At 43.9% G+C, this 18381-nt stretch carries 16 protein-coding genes; 6 read left to right on the top strand and 10 right to left on the bottom strand.

What is annotated here, in order from left to right; genetic code table 11:
* Positions 1 to 153 precede the first annotated feature (153 nt).
* Positions 154 to 1446, top strand: coding sequence for a branched-chain amino acid transport system II carrier protein (gene brnQ / locus FTU54_RS01825; RefSeq protein ID WP_168399635.1), 1293 nt, complete (start codon positions 154 to 156; stop codon positions 1444 to 1446).
* A gap of 489 nt (positions 1447 to 1935) precedes the next feature.
* The gene (locus FTU54_RS01820; RefSeq protein ID WP_168381365.1) at positions 1936 to 2181 is read left to right on the top strand and encodes a hypothetical protein; all 246 of its coding nucleotides are present in this window, start codon (positions 1936 to 1938) and stop codon (positions 2179 to 2181) included.
* Between the two features lie 85 nt (positions 2182 to 2266).
* On the opposite strand, the gene FTU54_RS01815 is transcribed toward FTU54_RS01820, so the two are convergent.
* Entirely contained in the window at positions 2267 to 2728 is a 462-nt protein-coding gene (locus tag FTU54_RS01815) for a hypothetical protein (protein ID WP_005177567.1), read from the bottom strand.
* 117 nt (positions 2729 to 2845) lie between these two features.
* Between FTU54_RS01815 and FTU54_RS01810 the strand changes: the two genes are divergently transcribed.
* Positions 2846 to 3703, top strand: coding sequence for an alpha/beta fold hydrolase (locus FTU54_RS01810; RefSeq protein WP_104488976.1), 858 nt, complete (start codon positions 2846 to 2848; stop codon positions 3701 to 3703).
* 98 nt (positions 3704 to 3801) lie between these two features.
* On the opposite strand, the gene FTU54_RS01805 is transcribed toward FTU54_RS01810, so the two are convergent.
* Positions 3802 to 5322, bottom strand: a complete 1521-nt coding sequence (locus FTU54_RS01805; protein WP_104488977.1) for a transporter associated domain-containing protein — start codon at positions 5320 to 5322, stop codon at positions 3802 to 3804.
* Between the two features lie 992 nt (positions 5323 to 6314).
* Here FTU54_RS01805 and FTU54_RS01800 point away from each other — a divergent pair.
* Entirely contained in the window at positions 6315 to 6779 is a 465-nt protein-coding gene (locus FTU54_RS01800; RefSeq protein WP_005177561.1) for a MarR family winged helix-turn-helix transcriptional regulator, read from the top strand.
* A gap of 23 nt (positions 6780 to 6802) precedes the next feature.
* Here FTU54_RS01800 and FTU54_RS01795 read toward each other — a convergent pair whose 3' ends face one another.
* The 5 genes from FTU54_RS01795 to FTU54_RS01775 all read right to left on the bottom strand — a co-directional run bounded on the left by FTU54_RS01795 (position 6803) and on the right by FTU54_RS01775 (position 13907).
* Complete coding sequence (locus FTU54_RS01795) at positions 6803 to 7471, bottom strand: SOS response-associated peptidase (protein ID WP_005177558.1); 669 nt, start codon at positions 7469 to 7471, stop codon at positions 6803 to 6805.
* Positions 7472 to 7539: 68 nt separating this feature from the next.
* Complete coding sequence (locus FTU54_RS01790) at positions 7540 to 8982, bottom strand: aldehyde dehydrogenase family protein (protein WP_104488980.1); 1443 nt, start codon at positions 8980 to 8982, stop codon at positions 7540 to 7542.
* A 135-nt stretch (positions 8983 to 9117) separates the two neighbouring features.
* A complete protein-coding gene (locus FTU54_RS01785) occupies positions 9118 to 11283 on the bottom strand; it encodes a malate synthase G (protein ID WP_160241353.1) in 2166 nt (721 codons plus the stop codon).
* A 378-nt stretch (positions 11284 to 11661) separates the two neighbouring features.
* Complete coding sequence (zapE, locus tag FTU54_RS01780) at positions 11662 to 12816, bottom strand: cell division protein ZapE (protein WP_180074351.1); 1155 nt, start codon at positions 12814 to 12816, stop codon at positions 11662 to 11664.
* Between the two features lie 83 nt (positions 12817 to 12899).
* Positions 12900 to 13907, bottom strand: a complete 1008-nt coding sequence (locus FTU54_RS01775; protein ID WP_168389801.1) for an AraC family transcriptional regulator — start codon at positions 13905 to 13907, stop codon at positions 12900 to 12902.
* A 157-nt stretch (positions 13908 to 14064) separates the two neighbouring features.
* On the opposite strand from FTU54_RS01775, the gene FTU54_RS01770 reads away from it, so the two are divergent.
* Positions 14065 to 15594 carry an NAD(P)/FAD-dependent oxidoreductase gene (locus FTU54_RS01770; protein ID WP_180074349.1) on the top strand — a complete coding sequence of 510 codons (1530 nt, stop codon included), beginning with the start codon at positions 14065 to 14067 and terminating at the stop codon, positions 15592 to 15594.
* Between the two features lie 41 nt (positions 15595 to 15635).
* Positions 15636 to 16544 carry a lysine exporter LysO family protein gene (locus FTU54_RS01765; protein WP_180074347.1) on the top strand — a complete coding sequence of 303 codons (909 nt, stop codon included), beginning with the start codon at positions 15636 to 15638 and terminating at the stop codon, positions 16542 to 16544.
* A gap of 69 nt (positions 16545 to 16613) precedes the next feature.
* On the opposite strand, the gene pyrF is transcribed toward FTU54_RS01765, so the two are convergent.
* The 3 genes from pyrF to FTU54_RS01750 form a co-directional block, all read right to left on the bottom strand.
* On the bottom strand, positions 16614 to 17294 hold the full coding sequence (gene pyrF, locus FTU54_RS01760) for an orotidine-5'-phosphate decarboxylase (RefSeq protein ID WP_104488985.1): 681 nt from the start codon (positions 17292 to 17294) through the stop codon (positions 16614 to 16616).
* A 245-nt stretch (positions 17295 to 17539) separates the two neighbouring features.
* The gene (locus tag FTU54_RS01755) at positions 17540 to 17905 is read right to left on the bottom strand and encodes a lipopolysaccharide assembly protein LapA domain-containing protein (RefSeq protein WP_005177535.1); all 366 of its coding nucleotides are present in this window, start codon (positions 17903 to 17905) and stop codon (positions 17540 to 17542) included.
* Between the two features lie 25 nt (positions 17906 to 17930).
* Positions 17931 to 18236 (bottom strand): integration host factor subunit beta, encoded by a 306-nt coding sequence (locus FTU54_RS01750; protein ID WP_005177533.1) that lies wholly within the window; start codon positions 18234 to 18236, stop codon positions 17931 to 17933.
* Positions 18237 to 18381: the final 145 nt, after the last annotated feature.

Genomic DNA, 18381 nt, shown 5'->3' with positions numbered 1-18381 from the left:
AATCAACAATATAGTTTCACTAATTTTTGACAACCCGATCAATTTCCCAAGCCAATATATAAAAATAATTCATAAGATTTATAAAATAAATTAGCCAAAGCAGTTGCCATGTTCTAGAATCGCTTTCTTTTGTTTAACCGATCTATCTCCCTTATGACGAGTTTACATACACGGGATATTATTGCCTTAGGTTTAATGACCTTTGCACTATTTATCGGTGCCGGCAATATTATCTTTCCGCCTATTGTTGCACAGCAGGCAGGTGAACACGTTTGGTTAGCAGCTTTCGGCTTTTTAATTACAGCCGTGGGCTTGCCGGTGTTGACCATTATTGCCCTGTCTCGTGTAGAAGGTTCGATCCAGCTTTTAAGTTCGCCACTGGGCAAAGCAGCCAGTCTGATTTTGACCGTGGTGTGTTATTTAGCGGTAGGCCCTTTATTTGCCATTCCCCGTACCGCAACCGTTTCTTATGAAATTGGTTTCTCCTCTTATTTTGGTGCAGCTCCGAGCAGCTTGCTGATTTACAGTCTGATCTACTTTATTGTGGTGACTATTGTTGCGCTGTATCCCAACAAGATTCTGGATACGGTGGGTTATTTCCTGTCGCCCCTGAAAATTTTATCGTTAATTATTCTGGGTGTTGCAGCAACGTTCATTCCCGCGGGTCATATTCCGCCAGCCATTAATAACTATATCAACAGTCCAGTCTCTGAAGGTTTCGTCAATGGTTATTTAACCATGGATACCCTGGGTGCCTTGGTATTTGGTATTGTGATTATTAATGCCATACGTTCGCGTGGGGTCAGCGATAAAAAGCTGATGACCAAATACGCCATGATTGCCGGACTGATCTCTGGTATCGGTTTAACCCTGGTGTATTTAAGCCTGTTCAAACTGGGCTTGGGCAGTCATGAAGTAGCACCGAATGCAGCCAATGGCGCAGTGATCCTACATGCCTATGTGCAACATGCTTTTGGTGACTTAGGTTCACTATTCTTAAGTGCCATGATTTTCATTGCCTGTATGGTAACCGCGATTGGCCTGACCTGTGCCTGTGCAGAATACTTCTCGCAAATTACCCGCATTAGGTATCGTACTTGGGTATTTGTCTTAGTCGGTTTCTCGCTGGTGATTTCCAACCTCGGTCTGACCAAACTGATTGCACTCTCAGTGCCGGTATTAAGTGCGATTTATCCGCCTGCGATTGTAGTGATCTTACTGGGCTTTTTCTGGAAAAACTTCCATTCTCCAGCGCGTGTAATTCGTCCGGTCACCGCAGTAGCCTTATTCTTTGGCGTGATTGATGGCTTAAAAGTGGCGGGGTTAGATGGCTTTTTACCAGAAGCTTTACTGAACTTACCGTTAAGCGCGCAAAACCTGGCCTGGCTGATTCCATCTACCATTGTCCTGCTGATTTGTATTGTGATCGACAAGGTTAAACACTAAGCCTTAACCCGAGTCGTTAAAGTCTGGTTTTACCCAAACCCGATTTTAAATTGCTCAATAATGGTCAAGTTTTACCCAAACTGACTCTTATTGTGTCACTTTCTTTCAGTCTGGTTTAGCTCAATCTTGCTCAACTTCCAGGTCAATTGAAGTAAGCTCATCCACTTTCGCTTCTCCTCATTCTCTGAAACCCTTCAATTCAGCGCAATGCTGCTCTTTACCCTCTTTTTGCATACCTTCTACCAAAGCCTAATAGCTGCCCTATTGTTAAGCTGGCATAAATAATGCTACATCTTTACTCACTTCTTTACAGTGATGCCCTAATATTCCGTAAATAAATGAACTGAATTCGAGCATTTATTTATACACACTATGTTCTTTCAAAATATTGCGATAGGCGCTTGAAATACACTGCAATTCGCAGTACAACTAAACAAACTAATCCGATCAAAATAGTCTGTTTTTGATCAAAATACAGGAGGGATGGAGATGTTATCATTACATTTCAATAAGCAAGTCTTCATTAACGCTCTGAAGGCAAATAACAATTTAGTGACTTTCCTCAGCACCACCTTTGCGCTGCTGCTGACGCTGGTCTTTCAAGGATTGATTCAGGGCAACCTGAAACCGGCATACTTTATGTACGCACTAATCGTCTGTATCACCTTCTATATTTGGGCTGTGGTCGATGAAAAATATCGACAGCCGGCTCCCATTGATCAGCACAACTCTTAATTTTTAACCGACCCAGATGGATGAGCATTCATCCATCTGCTCAGAATCAGAAAAATAGCTTTTTATACTGCTTGGCAACACACCCTTAAGCCCATAAATATAATCCCGCACCCACCACCAGTAGCAAGGTGGCCAGTACCTCACCCAGTACCAGCAGCAACATCGCCAGACTCATTAAACTTTTTGGCAGATGCCATTTGCCCAACTGATGCGGAGTTTTAAACTGATTGGTGGTGTCCTTTAAATAACCATGCAGTGCATAACTCAAGATTGAAAAAGCAAAGAAAAACAGGTTAATTGCCACCAGTAGCAAATTCAGTTCGGTGGACCATACCGAAAAATAAGCCATGGCTGCCAGAATCAGACTGGCCGGCGCATAGAGCAAACTGCTACGATGCGCAATATCGACATAATAATGAGCACGCGCCTGTGGTGAATGCCGAATCTGCCAGTATTTCCATACCCCGGTCAGCATGCCCACCCATAAAAATATACCGCTGGCCAGAATCGCCCCTTTCACCGCAACATCAAGATCCATTGCATTCATTTCGTTTTGTCCTTATTTGAATTGCCTTACTGCATGACCCCGAAGTCAGAGATTGCAACTGCATTCACAGCAAACTCCTTTACATTAGAGTCATTCACTTTTTTTAATGTTCATCCTATGACTTCGTTTGACCCCGTCCATATTACCTGCGCAGATGGCTATCAGCTGAGTGGGCGCTTCTACACCCATCAGGCTAAAAAGCAGCCTTACCCTGTCCTAATTTGTCCCGCGACTGGCATCACGCAAGGGTTTTATCATCCTTTTGCCGAGTGGTTAAGCCAGCAAGGTTATGACGTGCTCAGTTTTGATTTTCGCGGTATTGGCGGCTCTTTACAAGGGAAATTAAAGCACTCACAAGCCAGTATTGTCGATTGGGGCCAACTGGACATTGCAGCCGGTATCGAGCATGTATTGCAACTGAGCCAGGCCGAACAGGTGATTTTATTGGGACATAGTGCTGGCGGCCAGCTGCTGGGTATTTGCCCCAACCATGCCAAGGTGGCCAAAGTTGTAGCGGTATCGGGTTCGACCGGCCATGTCAAAGGCCTTAAAGGACGCACCAAACTACTGGCGCCACTAATGTTTCAGGTCATTTTCCCGATCGCCCGCATTACCCATGGATATGGCCCAACCCAGGCCATTGGTATGGGCGAAAATTTACCGAAAAATGTGGCCCGGCAATGGGCAGAGTTTTGTGGCAAACCCGGTTATGTAATCAATGCCATTGGCAAAAGCGTATTTGAAGATTTTCATGCTGACATCCGTAGCCCGATGAGCGTACTCTGGAGTTCCGATGATGAAATTGCCACCGAAGCCAACGTCAAAGATTTACTGCGCCTCTATCCTAATGCTGCTACCCGAATGATTGAGCTAAAACCGCAGCAGTATGGCCACAAAGCAATTGGTCATATGCTGATGTTTAAACGCTCTCACCAGAACCTGTGGCCGGTGATTGCAGCTGAACTGCGTATCTAAAACTGTAACGCTCTTGAGAAAAATGAACTTTAGATAAATACCAGACATGAAAAAGCCCCACATCAGTGAGGCTTTTTTGATTTACCAACTTTTGGCAATTAAGCGTAGGTAATCATCACGGTTTTAATGCGATTACCTTCCAGCTCGGTGACTTCAAAGTGTACGCCCTGATAGTCCAGATGCGTACCGACTTGTACATCGCCCTGGGTTTTATCCAAGATTAAGCCGGCAACACTAATATAGCCTGCATCTTCTTCCACCAGATCCAGCATACCCAGTTCCAGCTCAAGCTGATAAACGTCCAGCATACCGGTCGCTTTCCAGGTGGTCTCGTTAACACGGATTAAATCTGGCTGTTCATCGGCATCCGGGAACTCACCGGCAATCGCTTCAAACACATCCAGCGGCGAAATCAGACCTTGCACATTACCAAACTCGTCACTCACCAATACCAATGAACCTTTTGAAGTACGCAAAGTATTGATCGCATCAATGACTTTCATTTTTTCAAAAATGTAAATTGGACGGTGACGTTTCACCAGCGCCTTAAAGGCTTCTTCATCATCTAGCACATCCAGTAGCTCTTTGGCACGAACAATACTGATGACTTTGTCAAGGCTACCACGACACACCGGGAATAAACTGTGCGGTACCGACAATACCTGCTCACGAATCTGTTCTGGTGTATCTTCAATGTTCACCCAGGAAATCTGGTTACGCGGCGTCATAATCGACGCAACCGAACGTTCTGCCAGCGTTAATACGCCGCCAATCATATAACGCTCTTCATGCGCAAAGGTTTCTTGTGCTTCACTTGAATGCATGTCCGTAGTTTCAATACGGCCGCCCATTAACTTCAGAATCGAATCTGCAGTACGGTGACGCAGCGGAATTTTCGCTTCATGTTTTGCCGCATTACGCTGCCCAAACTGGTTAAAGGCTTCAATGGCAATGGCTACACCAATACCTGAATAGATATAACCTTTCGGAATGTGGAAACCAAAACCTTCTGCAATCAGGCTGATACCAATCAACAGCAGGAAGCTTAAACACAAGATTACCACGGTTGGATGACGGTTAACAAAGGCTGTTAGCGGTTTAGACGCCATTAACATGACCGCCATTGCTACAATCATGGCGGCCATCATCACATAGATGTTGTCGACCATACCAATTGCGGTAATAACAGAGTCTAAAGAGAATACGGCATCCAGGATTACGATCTGGGCAACCACTGCGGTGAAGCTGGCATAAACCACATTGGTGGTTACTTTAACTTCCGGCTTGCCTTCCATCTTCTCGTGCAATTCGGTCACGGCCTTATAGACCAAGAACAAACCACCGAACAGGAGAATCAGATCCCGCCCTGAGAATGTTAAATCAAATATCGAAATAAGCGGTTGAGTCAAGGTGACTAACCAAGAGATTGCGAATAATAACCCCAAACGCATGAGCAAAGCCAAAGACAAGCCAATCACACGGGCTTTATCACGCTGCTCAGGAGGTAATTTTTCTGCCAGAATGGCAATAAAGACTAGGTTATCAATACCTAGAACAATTTCTAAAATAATAAGTGTTATTAAACCAACCCAAATTCCCGGATCTAATAAAAACTCCATTAGTTCATCTCTCCGATAGGGTTAGCGTGTAATTCGAAATGTAGACCTGGGCCCGGCGACGGATCCATAAATTTAACCTTTTCAACTGTAGATAAAAATATTATGCATAATCTTCTATTTTTGTAATCATTTTTTCGGAATTTTTTTGGTAAATTCCTGTATTGGTTAAATTAAGCCAAGTTTTCTGCTTAAAAAAAGTACAAGTTTGTAATTAAATTTCAGGTTTTATTAAAACTTCCAAAGAGAGATAAATGACTGCAATCAGAGCAAAAATCGGGGCTAGATTTCACAACTTAAATATAAATATTTGATTTTTATTATTTTATTAAAAAATAAATTCCAAGATATTATTTTTCTATCTAAAAGACTCAAATTTCTAGTATTGAGATAAATGTAGCCCAGTTTTCAATTTGTTACTTTTACTTAAACGGTTTGAAAGTAAATCCTGAAGAAAGATAAGCAAGTCCCTAACCTCAATGCTTCACTCTTAACATCATCATCATGATCATTTTCATGCAAAAAATAACGAATAAAAATATATGACAATACAACAAATATACGTTTATCAAAGTACTGCGCGAGAGAGGTGTCACGCTCTATCAGTTGCTATTTCAAGCAGAAAAAAACAGCCAATTAAGATCAAGTGAAATTGGTTGTTTTTTAGGAGACAAGACCTTGGGGTGTTTTGGGCAGAATGATTGCTGGATAAAACCTTCATCCTCATTACTCATCTAAACCACTTTAAAAATACGCATCTTTAAGATGAAATACTGAAGTTTACACAGAAGATTATGACCATTTATCAGGACTAAAATAGGGATGATCTCTCCCTAACTATCCCGCCCCAAGCCGACTGATCTCCTGATAAAAACGCTTTGCCTCAGCCTTTTATTGACGAATACGATTAAAACAACTTGCTAAGCATATGACATTTCAAATAAAATGTGATGGGATTTCACACAAATACAATTAAAAATGCAAGGAATAACTAAATGACCAAGAAATATTCCAAATTTCTGCCTTCTACTGAAGACTTCAATATTGAGCAGTTTCCTTATTACTGGGTAACCCAAGTCCATGCTCAATATGTGTTAAATGTCGATCATGCACTCAAGAAATATGGTCTGGATAACTCACGCCGCCGCATTCTGATTGCGCTAAAAGCCAAACCGAATGCCAGCGTTTCCGACCTGTCAGACATGGTGGTATCAAAGATGTCGACCACCACCAAAATTGTCTATCGCCTGAAAGAAGAAGGCCTGGTGGAGACCTACTCCTGTGAAGATGATGCGCGCATCACCCGGGTTATTCTGACCGATCAGGGCCATGCCATGACCGAAAAAATCAATGATCTGACCGGTGTAGTACTGGAACAGTCCTTTGAAGGTTTAACCCCGCTACAGATTGAAAAAATGATGGACAGTTTGCGTCATATTTTTAATAACTTATCGCGTTAATCATCCAGCATTCTACACACTGCTTATGACAAAGAATCGAAAAAGTTCAGTTGGGGACTAACTTTTTCGATTTTTATTTTTGGCACATGCGAGCATTCAAACTCTTCAACCGGAAAACCTTCGACAAAACGCTGAATATCCGGCTGAGTTTGGCCAAGCCATTCCTGTAAACGTGCATGTGGAATCACAATCACCGAACGTTTGACATTGCCCGGCTCATGAAAGTCTTTCATCATTGGGTGGTCGATCGCGTCCATGGTAATCATGGTGCAGGAACGAATAATCTCATCCTGAATTTTGCAAATTTCATATAAAGCCGCAATATAAAACGCCTGCCCATCTTTACGGCGCACGCCCCAGCGCTGCGGTTTATTGTCAATATATTTGGATTCATAAAACTCCGTTACCGGAATGACCCCAAACTTGCGTTTCAGCACCGCTTCCTGAAAGCTGGGTTTCTGCAATAGGGTTTCATTACGGGCATTATAGGTTTTATGGGCAATGCTCTTATCTTCCGCCCACTTCGGCACCAAACCAAACATCACCTTACGCCATTCCAGCCCCTGTTCAGATTTGAACAGCAACGGTAAGTGATAACCCGGATAGACCTCATCTTCATATTCAAAAGGAATATCCGGGAGATTTAAATCCTGTCGCTGTTGTGGTGTAAGCGGTTTAAAGTTGGCACACATGGCAATATGGCTGCTCAGTTTAGACAGCTCTATTATACGCCTTCAGGCGGTTAAGTTGCGCCTACGCTTTAACTAGGTAGCGTTAACCAGTGGGTGCGACAAAACTCTTCTAAGACCCATTGACCATTAAAACGCCCCAGACCGGAATTTTTCTCACCGCCAAAAGGTGCATTCGGATAATCGGCTACGGTAATGGCATTGATATGCGTCATCCCGACGTCAATCTTTAAAGCAAAAGCTTTGGCACGTTCAATATTGGCGCTACAGACCGCGCTCGATAAGCCAAAACGTGTGGCATTGGCCAGCATCAGTGCTTCGGCCTCATTTTGTGCTTTAATCACGGGCAGTACCGGCCCAAAACTTTCTTCTTGCGCCAGACTCGACGCCGGGTCAACATCAATAAAAATATGCGGTGGAATCACATGACCGCGCGTGGCACCTTGCAGTACCAGTGTCGCACCGGCCTCTTGCCCTTGCTGGATAATACGCTGAATCTTCTGCACCTGATCGCGGTTAATAATTGGGCCAATCACCGTAGCCTCATCATTTGGATCACCAAAAGGAATGCTTTTACTGCGTTCAACCAATTTACCAACAAAACTGTCATGCACTTTTGCATCGACAATAATGCGATTGGTACTCATACAAATCTGACCCTGATGCAAAAAGCGCCCCATCACCGCCAGTTCTACCGCCAAGTCCAGATCGGCATCATCCAGCACCACCAAAGGTGCGTTTCCGCCCAGCTCCAGCGCCAGCCGTTTTAAATTCGGGCTACCCACTGCCAATTGCCCTACGCGCTTGCCCACTTCGGTAGAACCAGTAAAGGAAATCAGTTTCGGCACTTCATGTTCAACAAAATAATCACCAATTTCACTACCTGCACCTGCCAGCACACTAAGGCTGCCCATCGGTGCACCGGCTTCTTCAAACAGTTTCGCCAGTAGCAGGCCACCGGTAATTGGCGTATCACTGGCCGGTTTCAGCACCACAGTGTTGCCCAGCGCCAGTGCTGCAGCCACCGAACGCATACTTAAATGAAAAGGAAAATTCCATGGGCTAATTACCGCCACCACACCCAGCGGTTTACGTACCGCATAGCTTTGACGGGTCGGATCGGGAGATGGTAGTTCCTGAGTTAACATGCGCTCCGGGAAAGTCGAGCTTTCTTTTAAAATGCCTATTGCTGCATCGACTTCAATATTGGCTTTTAAACGGGTACTGCCCGATTCCTGAATCAGCCAGTCGATAATTTCCTCCCGACGCGCCTGAATAATCTCAATCACACGCAGCAGCAGGTTTTTTCGTGCTTCAGCTGAACTGTCTGCCCACCTTGCAGCATACTCCAAAGCCGCCGCATAGGCACTGTCGACATCGACAATACTGGCACCTTGTAATTTTAAAATGCTTTCTTGGGTATAAGGATTCAGATTGTCCAGGATTCGGGTTGAAGTGCCCTTGATCCATTCACCAGCAATAAACTGTTGATCAAGAAATTGATACGCGCCCATAACATCTTCCAGATTTTGATGATTTCCTTCACTCTAAAAGGTCTGCACAGAAAGTTCTAGTGCTATTCGGTGTGTAATTATTGCCATAAAAAAAGCCTTCCGAAGAAGGCTTTTTTAGATCAGGCAAATTCAGGATTAGTCACCTGTATAGCCTTTTAATTTTAAACGTGCTGCGTGCAATAGCGGCTCGGTATAACCTGCTGGCTGCTCACCACCTTTAAAGATTAAGTCAGACGCAGCTTGGAATGCGATGTTGTTCTCAAAGTCGTTAGACATTGGCGTATATAATGGATCGTTAGCGTTTTGCTGATCCACAATTTTAGCCATACGCTGCATTACTTCCTCAACTTGCTCACGTGTCACGATACCGTGACGTAACCAGTTGGCAACGTGTTGTGAAGAAATACGTAACGTTGCACGGTCTTCCATCAAGCCAACATCGTTGATGTCTGGAACTTTAGAACAACCTACACCTAAATCTACCCAACGTACAACGTAACCCAAGATACCTTGACAGTTGTTTTCAAGCTCTTTAGTTTTTTCTTCGTCAGACCAGTTAGTGTCTTTCGCCAATGGCGGAGTTAACAAGTCATCTAAAGATAAAGGCTCAGTTGCCAACAATTCTTGTTGACGGTCTGCTACGTTCACTTGGTGATAGTGGATAGCGTGAATCACAGCACCTGTAGGTGATGGAACCCATGCACAGCTTGCACCCGCTTCAGGATGTTCAGTTTTGGTTTTGTACATGTCTAAAAGCATGTCTGGTTTTGGCCACATGCCTTTACCAATTTGTGCTTTACCACGTAAACCTGCTTTCAAACCAATCATCACGTTACGGTTTTCATACGCTGGGAACCAAATTTGACCTTTTACTTCGCCTTTACGAACGAATGGACCTGCTTCCATGAAGGTATGGATTTCGTCACCTGTACGGTCCATGAAACCAGTGTTAATGAAGATAGTACGGTCTTTAGCTTGAGCAATACAGTTTTTCAAGTTTACAGAAGTACGACGTTCTTCATCCATGATACCGATTTTTAAAGTCTTCGCAGGCAAGCCAAGTACTTGTTCAGCACGTTCAAACAATTCAACTGCAAATGCAACTTCATCTGGACCATGCATTTTTGGCTTCACGATGTACATAGAACCTTGACGTGAGTTCTTGATCGTGTTTTCACCGCGAATGTCAGCAAAAGTCAATAATGGAGTGATCAATGCGTCCATGATCCCTTCATAGATTTCTTGACCATCAACCAAAATTGCAGGGTTAGTCATTAAGTGACCTACGTTACGTAGTAACATTAATGAACGACCATGAACTTTAGTTTCACCGCCTTCTAGGTTTTTGAAAGTACGGTCAGCGTTCAATGTACGAGTCATGGTTTTGCCATTTTTCTCGATTGACTCTGATAAAGTACCTTTCATTAGACCTAACCAGTTACGGTAGCCTTCAACTTTTTCTTCAGCATCTACAGCTGCAATTGAGTCTTCCAAGTCTTGGATTGTTGTTACTGCAGCTTCAAGAACTACGTCTTTAACACCAGCAGCATCAGTTTGGCCAATTGGGCTGTTGGCATCAATCTGGATGATGACATGCAGGCCGTTATTTTTCAGCACAACTTCAGTTGGTGCAGCCGCTTCGCCATTATAACCGACAAATTTAGCAGCATCTGCAACAGTCGTAGTTGAGCCATCTTTCAGGCTAACAACCAGTGCATTGCCTTCAACCGCATATTTTGTTGCATCTGCGTGTGAACCTTGCGCCAACGGGAAAGTTTCATCCAGGAAGTTTTTCGCGAATGCGATAACTTTCTCACCACGTTTCGGGTTATAGCCTTTGCCTTTTTCTGCGCCATCTTCTTCAGAGATTACGTCAAAGCCGTATAGTGCGTCGTATAGAGAACCCCAGCGTGCATTGGCTGCGTTCAGGCAGTAACGCGCATTACGTACAGGGACAACCAGCTGTGGGCCTGCCAGTAATGCAATTTCTTCATCTACATTTTCAGTCGTAATTTGAAAATCTTCTACTTCTGGTAATAAGTAGCCAATTTCAGACAAGAAAGCTTTGTAAGCTTCTAGTTCAAATGTGTTATTGCGATGCCATTCGTCAATCTTCGCTTGCAGATCATCACGTTTGGCAAGCAATGCCTTGTTCTTAGGCGTAAGGTCGACAACGACTTGCTCAAAGTTTTTCCAGTAGGTGTCACTGTCTAAACCAGAACCTGGTAATGCTTCATTTTCGATGAAATCGTAAAGTTCTTTAGCAATCGCTAACTTGCCTTTTTGAATACGTGCAGTCATTGTCTTTCCTGATATTGCTACTTTTTATACAAGAGATTCTAGTATACCGATTTATATTTGGCTGAATAGTATTATCACATTGCTAAATAGTGATCATTTTTTATTAAATAAATGTTGCTATTTAAAAATAAAATAATCTTAGGATGTGACATTATCATTAAGCGAAATATATAACCTACAGTGTATAAAGTTTTTGAAATGTCGGAATTAGACTTAAGTTCAGAATTGTAAAGAAAATTCGGCACTTCAGCCCTTCCGGGTTTTATTATTAGCCAAGATTAAGCCATGAATTGAACAAAATGTCGATAAAAGCAGCAAAGATTTTTTGCTACAAAAAAAGCGTCCGGTTGGACGCTTTTTAAATATGCTGAATGAGTATTAAGATACTTCAGTCGATGCACCTGCAGCTGAAATCTGACGATGCGCTGCATGTAAATAATCATCTGACTGCATTTCCAGCAAACGTGAACGCGTCCGTTCAATTTCAAAGGCCAGTTTTTCACCCTGGTAAAGTTCAATAATCGAATCTTCAGAGGTTAATAGCAGCTTTACGCCACGATCATAAAACTCATCGACCAGATAAATAAAACGGCGTGTACCATCGGCCAGATAATCGGTTAAATGCGGCACATTGCTGACCAGCACGGTATTGTACAGGTTAGCAATTTCAATATAGTCAGCCGGGCTACGCGGTTTCAGGCACATTTCCGAGAATTCACACCACAGCACATCTTCAGTATGCGCCACCGTTTCAATTAAACGGTTGTTGATGGTAATGGGCTCATCCGAATGGGTTTGGGTATGAGTCAGCGCATCAAAACGCTGCGCCATCCAGACATTATGGTCATGCGTCAGCGGTGATTTAAACAGTTGCGCCTGTTTTAACACGCGTAAACGGTAATCCACTCCTGCATCGACATTTAAAATGGCACAGTTCTTTTTCACCATTTCAATGGTTGGAATAAAGCGGTCACGGTGAATACCATTTTTATACAAGCCATCTGGCGCGATGTTTGAGGTGGCCACCAAAGTAATACCGCGATTAAACAGCTTCTGGAACAGGTCGCTGAGAATCATGGCATCAGTCACGTTAGATACAAAGAATTCATCAAAACAGATGATCACCGCATCTTTATAAATCTGGTCAGCCACTGTATCGAGCGGGTTACGCTGCCCTGACAGTTTGTTCAGTTCACGATGCACATGCTGCATAAAGTGATGGAAATGCATACGGATTTTGCGGCGAAACGGAATTGATTCATAGAACTGGTCCATCAGCCAGGTTTTACCGCGTCCAACCCCGCCCCACATATACACACCGCGCGGGGATGTCTGACGACGAAAACGGCGAAAGGCCTTTTTCGAGGCTTTATAACGCTGAATTAACTCTTGCCACACCCGGTCCAGCTCGTGTACCGCTTCGGCCTGTGCTTCATCTGGCATGAACTGCCCCGACGCCAACGCCTGTGCATAGCGTTCTGCCGGAGACAATGGAGTATATGCTGTGTTGTGGGATGAGTTGAAGTCAGACATATTATTCAGTACTTTTGGGGTTAATAAATGATAACGAAGATAACCGCCGCACAATATACCACTTTGGGTTTAAAATGCTTAGGCTATTTCCCATACTGGCGCGGACTTTGTCCAAACCAGCGTTTAAAGGCATGATTAAAAGCTGCAGGTTCTGAATAACCCAGTAACTCTGCAATCATTTCAATTGAATAAGCTTGATATTCAATTAATCTCAATGCCTTGTCTTTAATTAAATCTTCACGAATCTGTTTATAACTGGTGTTCAACTGCTGCAACTGATGCCGCAAGGTACGTTCTGGAATCTGTAAGGCCTGCGCGGTTTCTGCCATAGTCGGCATCACGCCCTGCTGCAATTCCAGATAATCTTTGACCCGCTGCACCAAGGTCGGTGCCTGATCTTCCAGTTTTAAGCGCTGCAGCTCTTCAATACACTTTTCTTCAAAGGTCTTAAAGGTAATTGAATCGGCGGATGGAATTTTCACTTCCAGCACCGACTGCTCGAACCAGAACGCTGCATGGTCATGGCCAAAACACAAGTCATGACCATAATAGTCATGATAAGCCACCAGGGCCTGTGCCTGATCTGGACGTGCAAATGGCAGTTCAATACGGATTTGCGGCACATTCAGGCTCATCATCTTGTAAAGATCCTGAATAAACTTGAAAGTCCCGGAAATTTCACATTGCGCCCGCAGCATACCCAAATCGCTATCCAGATCATTCGGCAGATATTGCAGCGCCACCCGATCTGCTTCATGTTTCAGCTTTAGCTGCCCGGTCAGATGAGTCAGCCCCTGATACTGAATGCCTTTTTCAATCGCGGTCGCAATAGTGTCAGAGGTCACCAGTAACATCAGCAAGGGACCATAACCGGCCAGTGCATAATGCTGGCCAATAAAAATACCCTGCTCAGGTCGCACCCCGGCGCCAATAATCTTCAGAATATCCAGTTCCAGCCGCGGATGAATCACCGAACTGGCATCCAGTGCATCTGCATGCAGCCCGATACTTTGCAAACGCTCATCCACATCAATTCCGGCATTTCGCATACCTTGAATTAAGTACATGAGACCGAGAATGGATCGTTTCATAGGGGCGCTTGAGTCACGTCTGTGTATCTGTTTTACTATATCATTCACTATTTTTAAATTGCCGAAAATATCAATTTTTTTGTCAGTGCTATCATGGCATCTGCACTGACCCGCTTATATGCTAATCATAGAAATAAAAAGAAAAGGATATACAACTATGCATGATGCATTGTCAAATCATGATTTTTCTACAAATCATGCCGTTCAAAAAACTAAAATTGCCATTATTGGTGCCGGTTTTGGTGGCTTGGCGATGGCCATTCGCCTGCTGCAGCAACAGATCACCGATTTTATTATTCTGGAAAAAGCCAATGAGGTTGGTGGTACCTGGCGGGAAAACCAGTATCCGGGTGCGGCCTGTGATGTGCAATCGCATATGTATTCCTTGTCATTTGCGCCCAAAACCGACTGGTCAAAACGCTATGCCGAAGCGCCAGAGATTTTTGCCTATATTCAGAACCTAGCCGATCAGTTCCAGCTCAGAGATTATTGCCAGTTTCAGACTGAAGTCCTGTCTGCGCATTATCAGGAACAGGACTGCGAATGGCATTTACAGCTCAATCAGCAGCGCAAGCTAATTGCCCAATACGTGGTATTTGCCTCCGGACCCTTGCATGTGCCGCAAATTCCACATATTCCGGGGATCGAAAAATTTAAAGGCAAGGTCTTTCATTCTTCGCAGTGGGATCATCAATACGACTTAAACGGTAAAAATGTCGCCTCAATTGGTACTGGCGGCAGTGCCATTCAATATATTCCGGAAATTGCCCCACAAACCAGACAGCTGTATGTGTTTCAGCGTACCGCCGCCTGGGTGATTCCACGCGATGAACGACTCTATAGCCAGCTTGAAAAAAAGCTGTTTAAAAAGTTTGACTGGTTTAGAAAACTGCACCGCGCCCGCCTGTACTGGTCCAATGAATCCCGCGTGGTGCCGATTGTAAAACCAGGGGTAATGAAATATACCCAGAAACTGGCCGAAGCCTTTTTAAAATATCAGGTCAAGGACAAACGCATCGCCGCCAAGCTGATTCCTGACTATATTATGGGTTGTAAACGTATTCTGGTCTCCAATAAATATTATCCGACCTTTAATCGCACCAATGTCGAACTGGTGACTGATGCCATTCAGGAGCTGACTGAACACAGCATCATCACCAAAGATGGCAAAAAACGCCCAATTGATTGTCTGATTTATGGCACCGGTTTTATTACCGATCCGCGCATTTATCTGAAATCGTTTGATTGTGTCGGTGAACATGGCGTGGAGCTGAAACAGGCCTGGAAAGATGGCGCCGAAAGTTATTATGGCATTTGCACCAAAGGCTTTCCCAACCTGTTCCAGCTGCTAGGCCCCAATACCGTGCTGGCGCATAATTCCGTAGTGTTTATGATTGAGGCACAGGTTGACTATATTTTGCAGATGATCAAGCTGGTCGAACGTACCCAGACCGATGCCATAGTCATTAAAGATCAGGTTCATGATGACTATAACCGTTATGTTCAGGAGATGCTGGCCGGGACCATCTGGCAATCCGGTTGTGTCAGCTGGTATCAGCAAGATGGCGGTAAAAACTTTGCCCTCTGGCCGACCTATACCTGGAAATACTGGTTAAAAACCCAGAAAGTGAATCCGGCTGATTATCGCTTACTGAATAAACGTGCAAAACAACAGCTGGCCAGCTAATTCAGGCATAATAAGCAGGAATTGATTTTAGGCGAGTATAGATGCAATCCTTTTGGCTTATTTTCCAGCTACTATTTTGTCTCTATCTCGGCTATGCCTTTGCAGTCCGGTTTCCCCGCTGGCTGCAACAGCTTATGCTGAAACTGTTACCTTATTTCAGCTATATTCTACTGATCGCCATTTCACTTGAATTTGCCCAGACTTTAAACCAAATCCCTCAACCGGAACGTATTTTAACCAGCGCAATGCTGATTTCATTTAGCACCAGTCTCGGCGCTTTCGCCTGCTGTTATGGCCTGTTTAAATGGGCCGGTTTTCAGCCCAGCCAAGGACGCGTATCCTTCAGTCTGGTACTACAATCCTTACTCAATATCAGTTATGCCTTCATTGCTTTAGCCGCTGGTTATCTGCTTTATCTGGGCAGTGAATATTGGCAGCTCAATTTACATATTAGTACCTGGCATTTATTACTGGTCTTTATGCTAATGATTGGTTTTGATCTCGCACGTGCGCCACTTGACCACTCCTGGTTAAACTGGAACATCCTGCTGGTGCCAGTGGGCTGTATTGTTGGCTCGATTTTAGGGGCGCTGTTCTGCTTATTCTGGCTATCACACATTTCCCTAAAAGATCTGATCATGCTGTCGCAAGGCTATGGCTTTTATTCCATGAGCGGGATTGTAATTAGTGAACTGCGTACAGCTGAACTGGGCAGTATTGCCCTGATGAATGATTTATTCCGCGAAATCTTTGCGATTGTGCTGATGTATCTGATTGGTTGGCGTTATCCACGTGCGGCCATTTCTTCTGCCGGCGCTACAGCGATGGATGTGACCTTACCAATGGTGAAACAGGCCTGTGGCAATGACTTTATTCCTCATGCCATGGTCAGTGGTTTTGTGTTGTCAGTATTGGCACCTATCGTGGTCAGTATTCTGGCAGTGATTTAGATTTAACCTCTTCCAACCTCCCTTTACAAAGGGAGGAGTCCCCCTTTGGAAAAGGGGGGGTTAGGGAGATTACAACGTCGCTAGAATATCTTTAAGCATTTGACGAGGATGTTCCGCCTTGGTAATTGGGCGACCAATCACCAGATGTGTAGAACCATCCAGCATCGCCTGTTTAGGCGTGACGATACGCTTCTGGTCATCTGCAGCTGAACCTTCAGGGCGAATCCCCGGCGTTACCAGAGCAAACTCCTGACCCAAGCTGTCACGCAGCATCTTGGCTTCTTGCGCTGAACAAACCACACCATCTAAACCACTGTCTTTGGTTAAGGCAGCTAAACGCTTCACCTGTTCAAATGGCTCAATATCTAAACCGATATCACGTAAATCTTCACGACCCATTGAGGTCAAAACAGTCACAGCAATAAGCTGGGTATTGTAATTCCCTGCTTTTAAGCGCTCTACACAGGTTTCCATCATTTTTCGGCCGCCAGAGGCATGCACATTCACCATCCACACCCCTAAGTCTGCTGCCGCACATACAGCCTGAGCCGTGGTATTAGGAATATCGTGGAATTTCAAATCCAGAAAAACTTCAAAGCCTTTATCTTGCAGTGCTTTGACCACTGCTGGCCCTTCATGGGTAAACAGCTCTTTACCGACCTTAACCCGACATAAGGCTGGGTCTAGCTGCTCGGCAATTGTCATTGCGTCGTAATGACTTTTTGCATCTAAAGCAACGATAATACTCATGAGAAGACCCTTAAAACTGACAAAATTAAAGCATTATACGAATTTCAAATCTGGCAACCAAGTGAATTTTATTGAATATAAGCAAAGCAGTTAAATTAAACTGCTTATTTATAAAACCTTATAGAACAAACTAAGCGTTTCAAAACATGGCTGCATAAAAAAACGCTTAGGAGATCAGCTCTTAAGCGTTAAATATTTCAAGTTGCAGACCTCAAAAAAGCCATTCAACTTTATTCAAGCGTCCACTATAAAGGTGTAGATGAACGATCATTCGGATGAATATCGACTACCGTTTTTTCATGGCGCGTATTTGCAGCTGCCTCAGCCGCTGCCAACTGTGCCGTATGAATTTGCTCTTTGCGCAGATGGTCAATATCTTTACGCAGTCGCTTGATTTCCCAGCTGGTCTGGAATACGCGGAAAATCTGCACACCCAGTAAAAGTCCAACAACAACACCCAATGCCAGGGTCAGTAATAACAACAACCCCAAACGCATGGCTGGAACTTGAGTGAACAAAAGGTCAACCGACAGCTCGGTCCCGTTTTGTAAAACCAGAGCCAATGAATAGCCAAACAGTACAATCAATAATGCGACTAAGACGTAACGCATAAACACACCTCAGGATATAAATTAATTATTTCTCTGCAGATGCGTTCACTGCATCGCGCAATGCTTTACCTGGTTTGAAATGAGGTACCGCTTTTGCCGCCACTTTAACTGACTTGCCCGTTTTCGGGTTACGACCTACACGTGGCTCACGATGATGTAATGCAAAGCTACCAAATCCACGAATTTCAATTCGGTTATCTGCAGACAGTGATTCAATCATTTGATCAATCATAATCTTAACAGCTTCTTCAACTAAAGGTTCCGCTAAATGTGGATTTTTTAGGGAAATTCGCTCTATTAAGTCAGACTTATTAAGTGCTTCAGTAGTCATCTGCGACCTCTTTAATTATCAAGCTACTTTAACTTAAAACCGATAATAACCTGTTTAAATACAAAACGGTAGCGCAATAAGTTAATACTACGCTACCGTTTACAGTATTTGTGTAAAAAGTAAGAGTTAAATTACATTAATCATA

Origin of the sequence: Acinetobacter sp. YH12116 (assembly GCF_013418895.1) — a bacterium.
Taxonomy (GTDB): Bacteria; Pseudomonadota; Gammaproteobacteria; order Pseudomonadales; family Moraxellaceae; genus Acinetobacter; species Acinetobacter indicus.
Note: the sequence above shows the minus strand (reverse complement) of the source record. Positions and strands in the feature narration are given on the sequence as shown.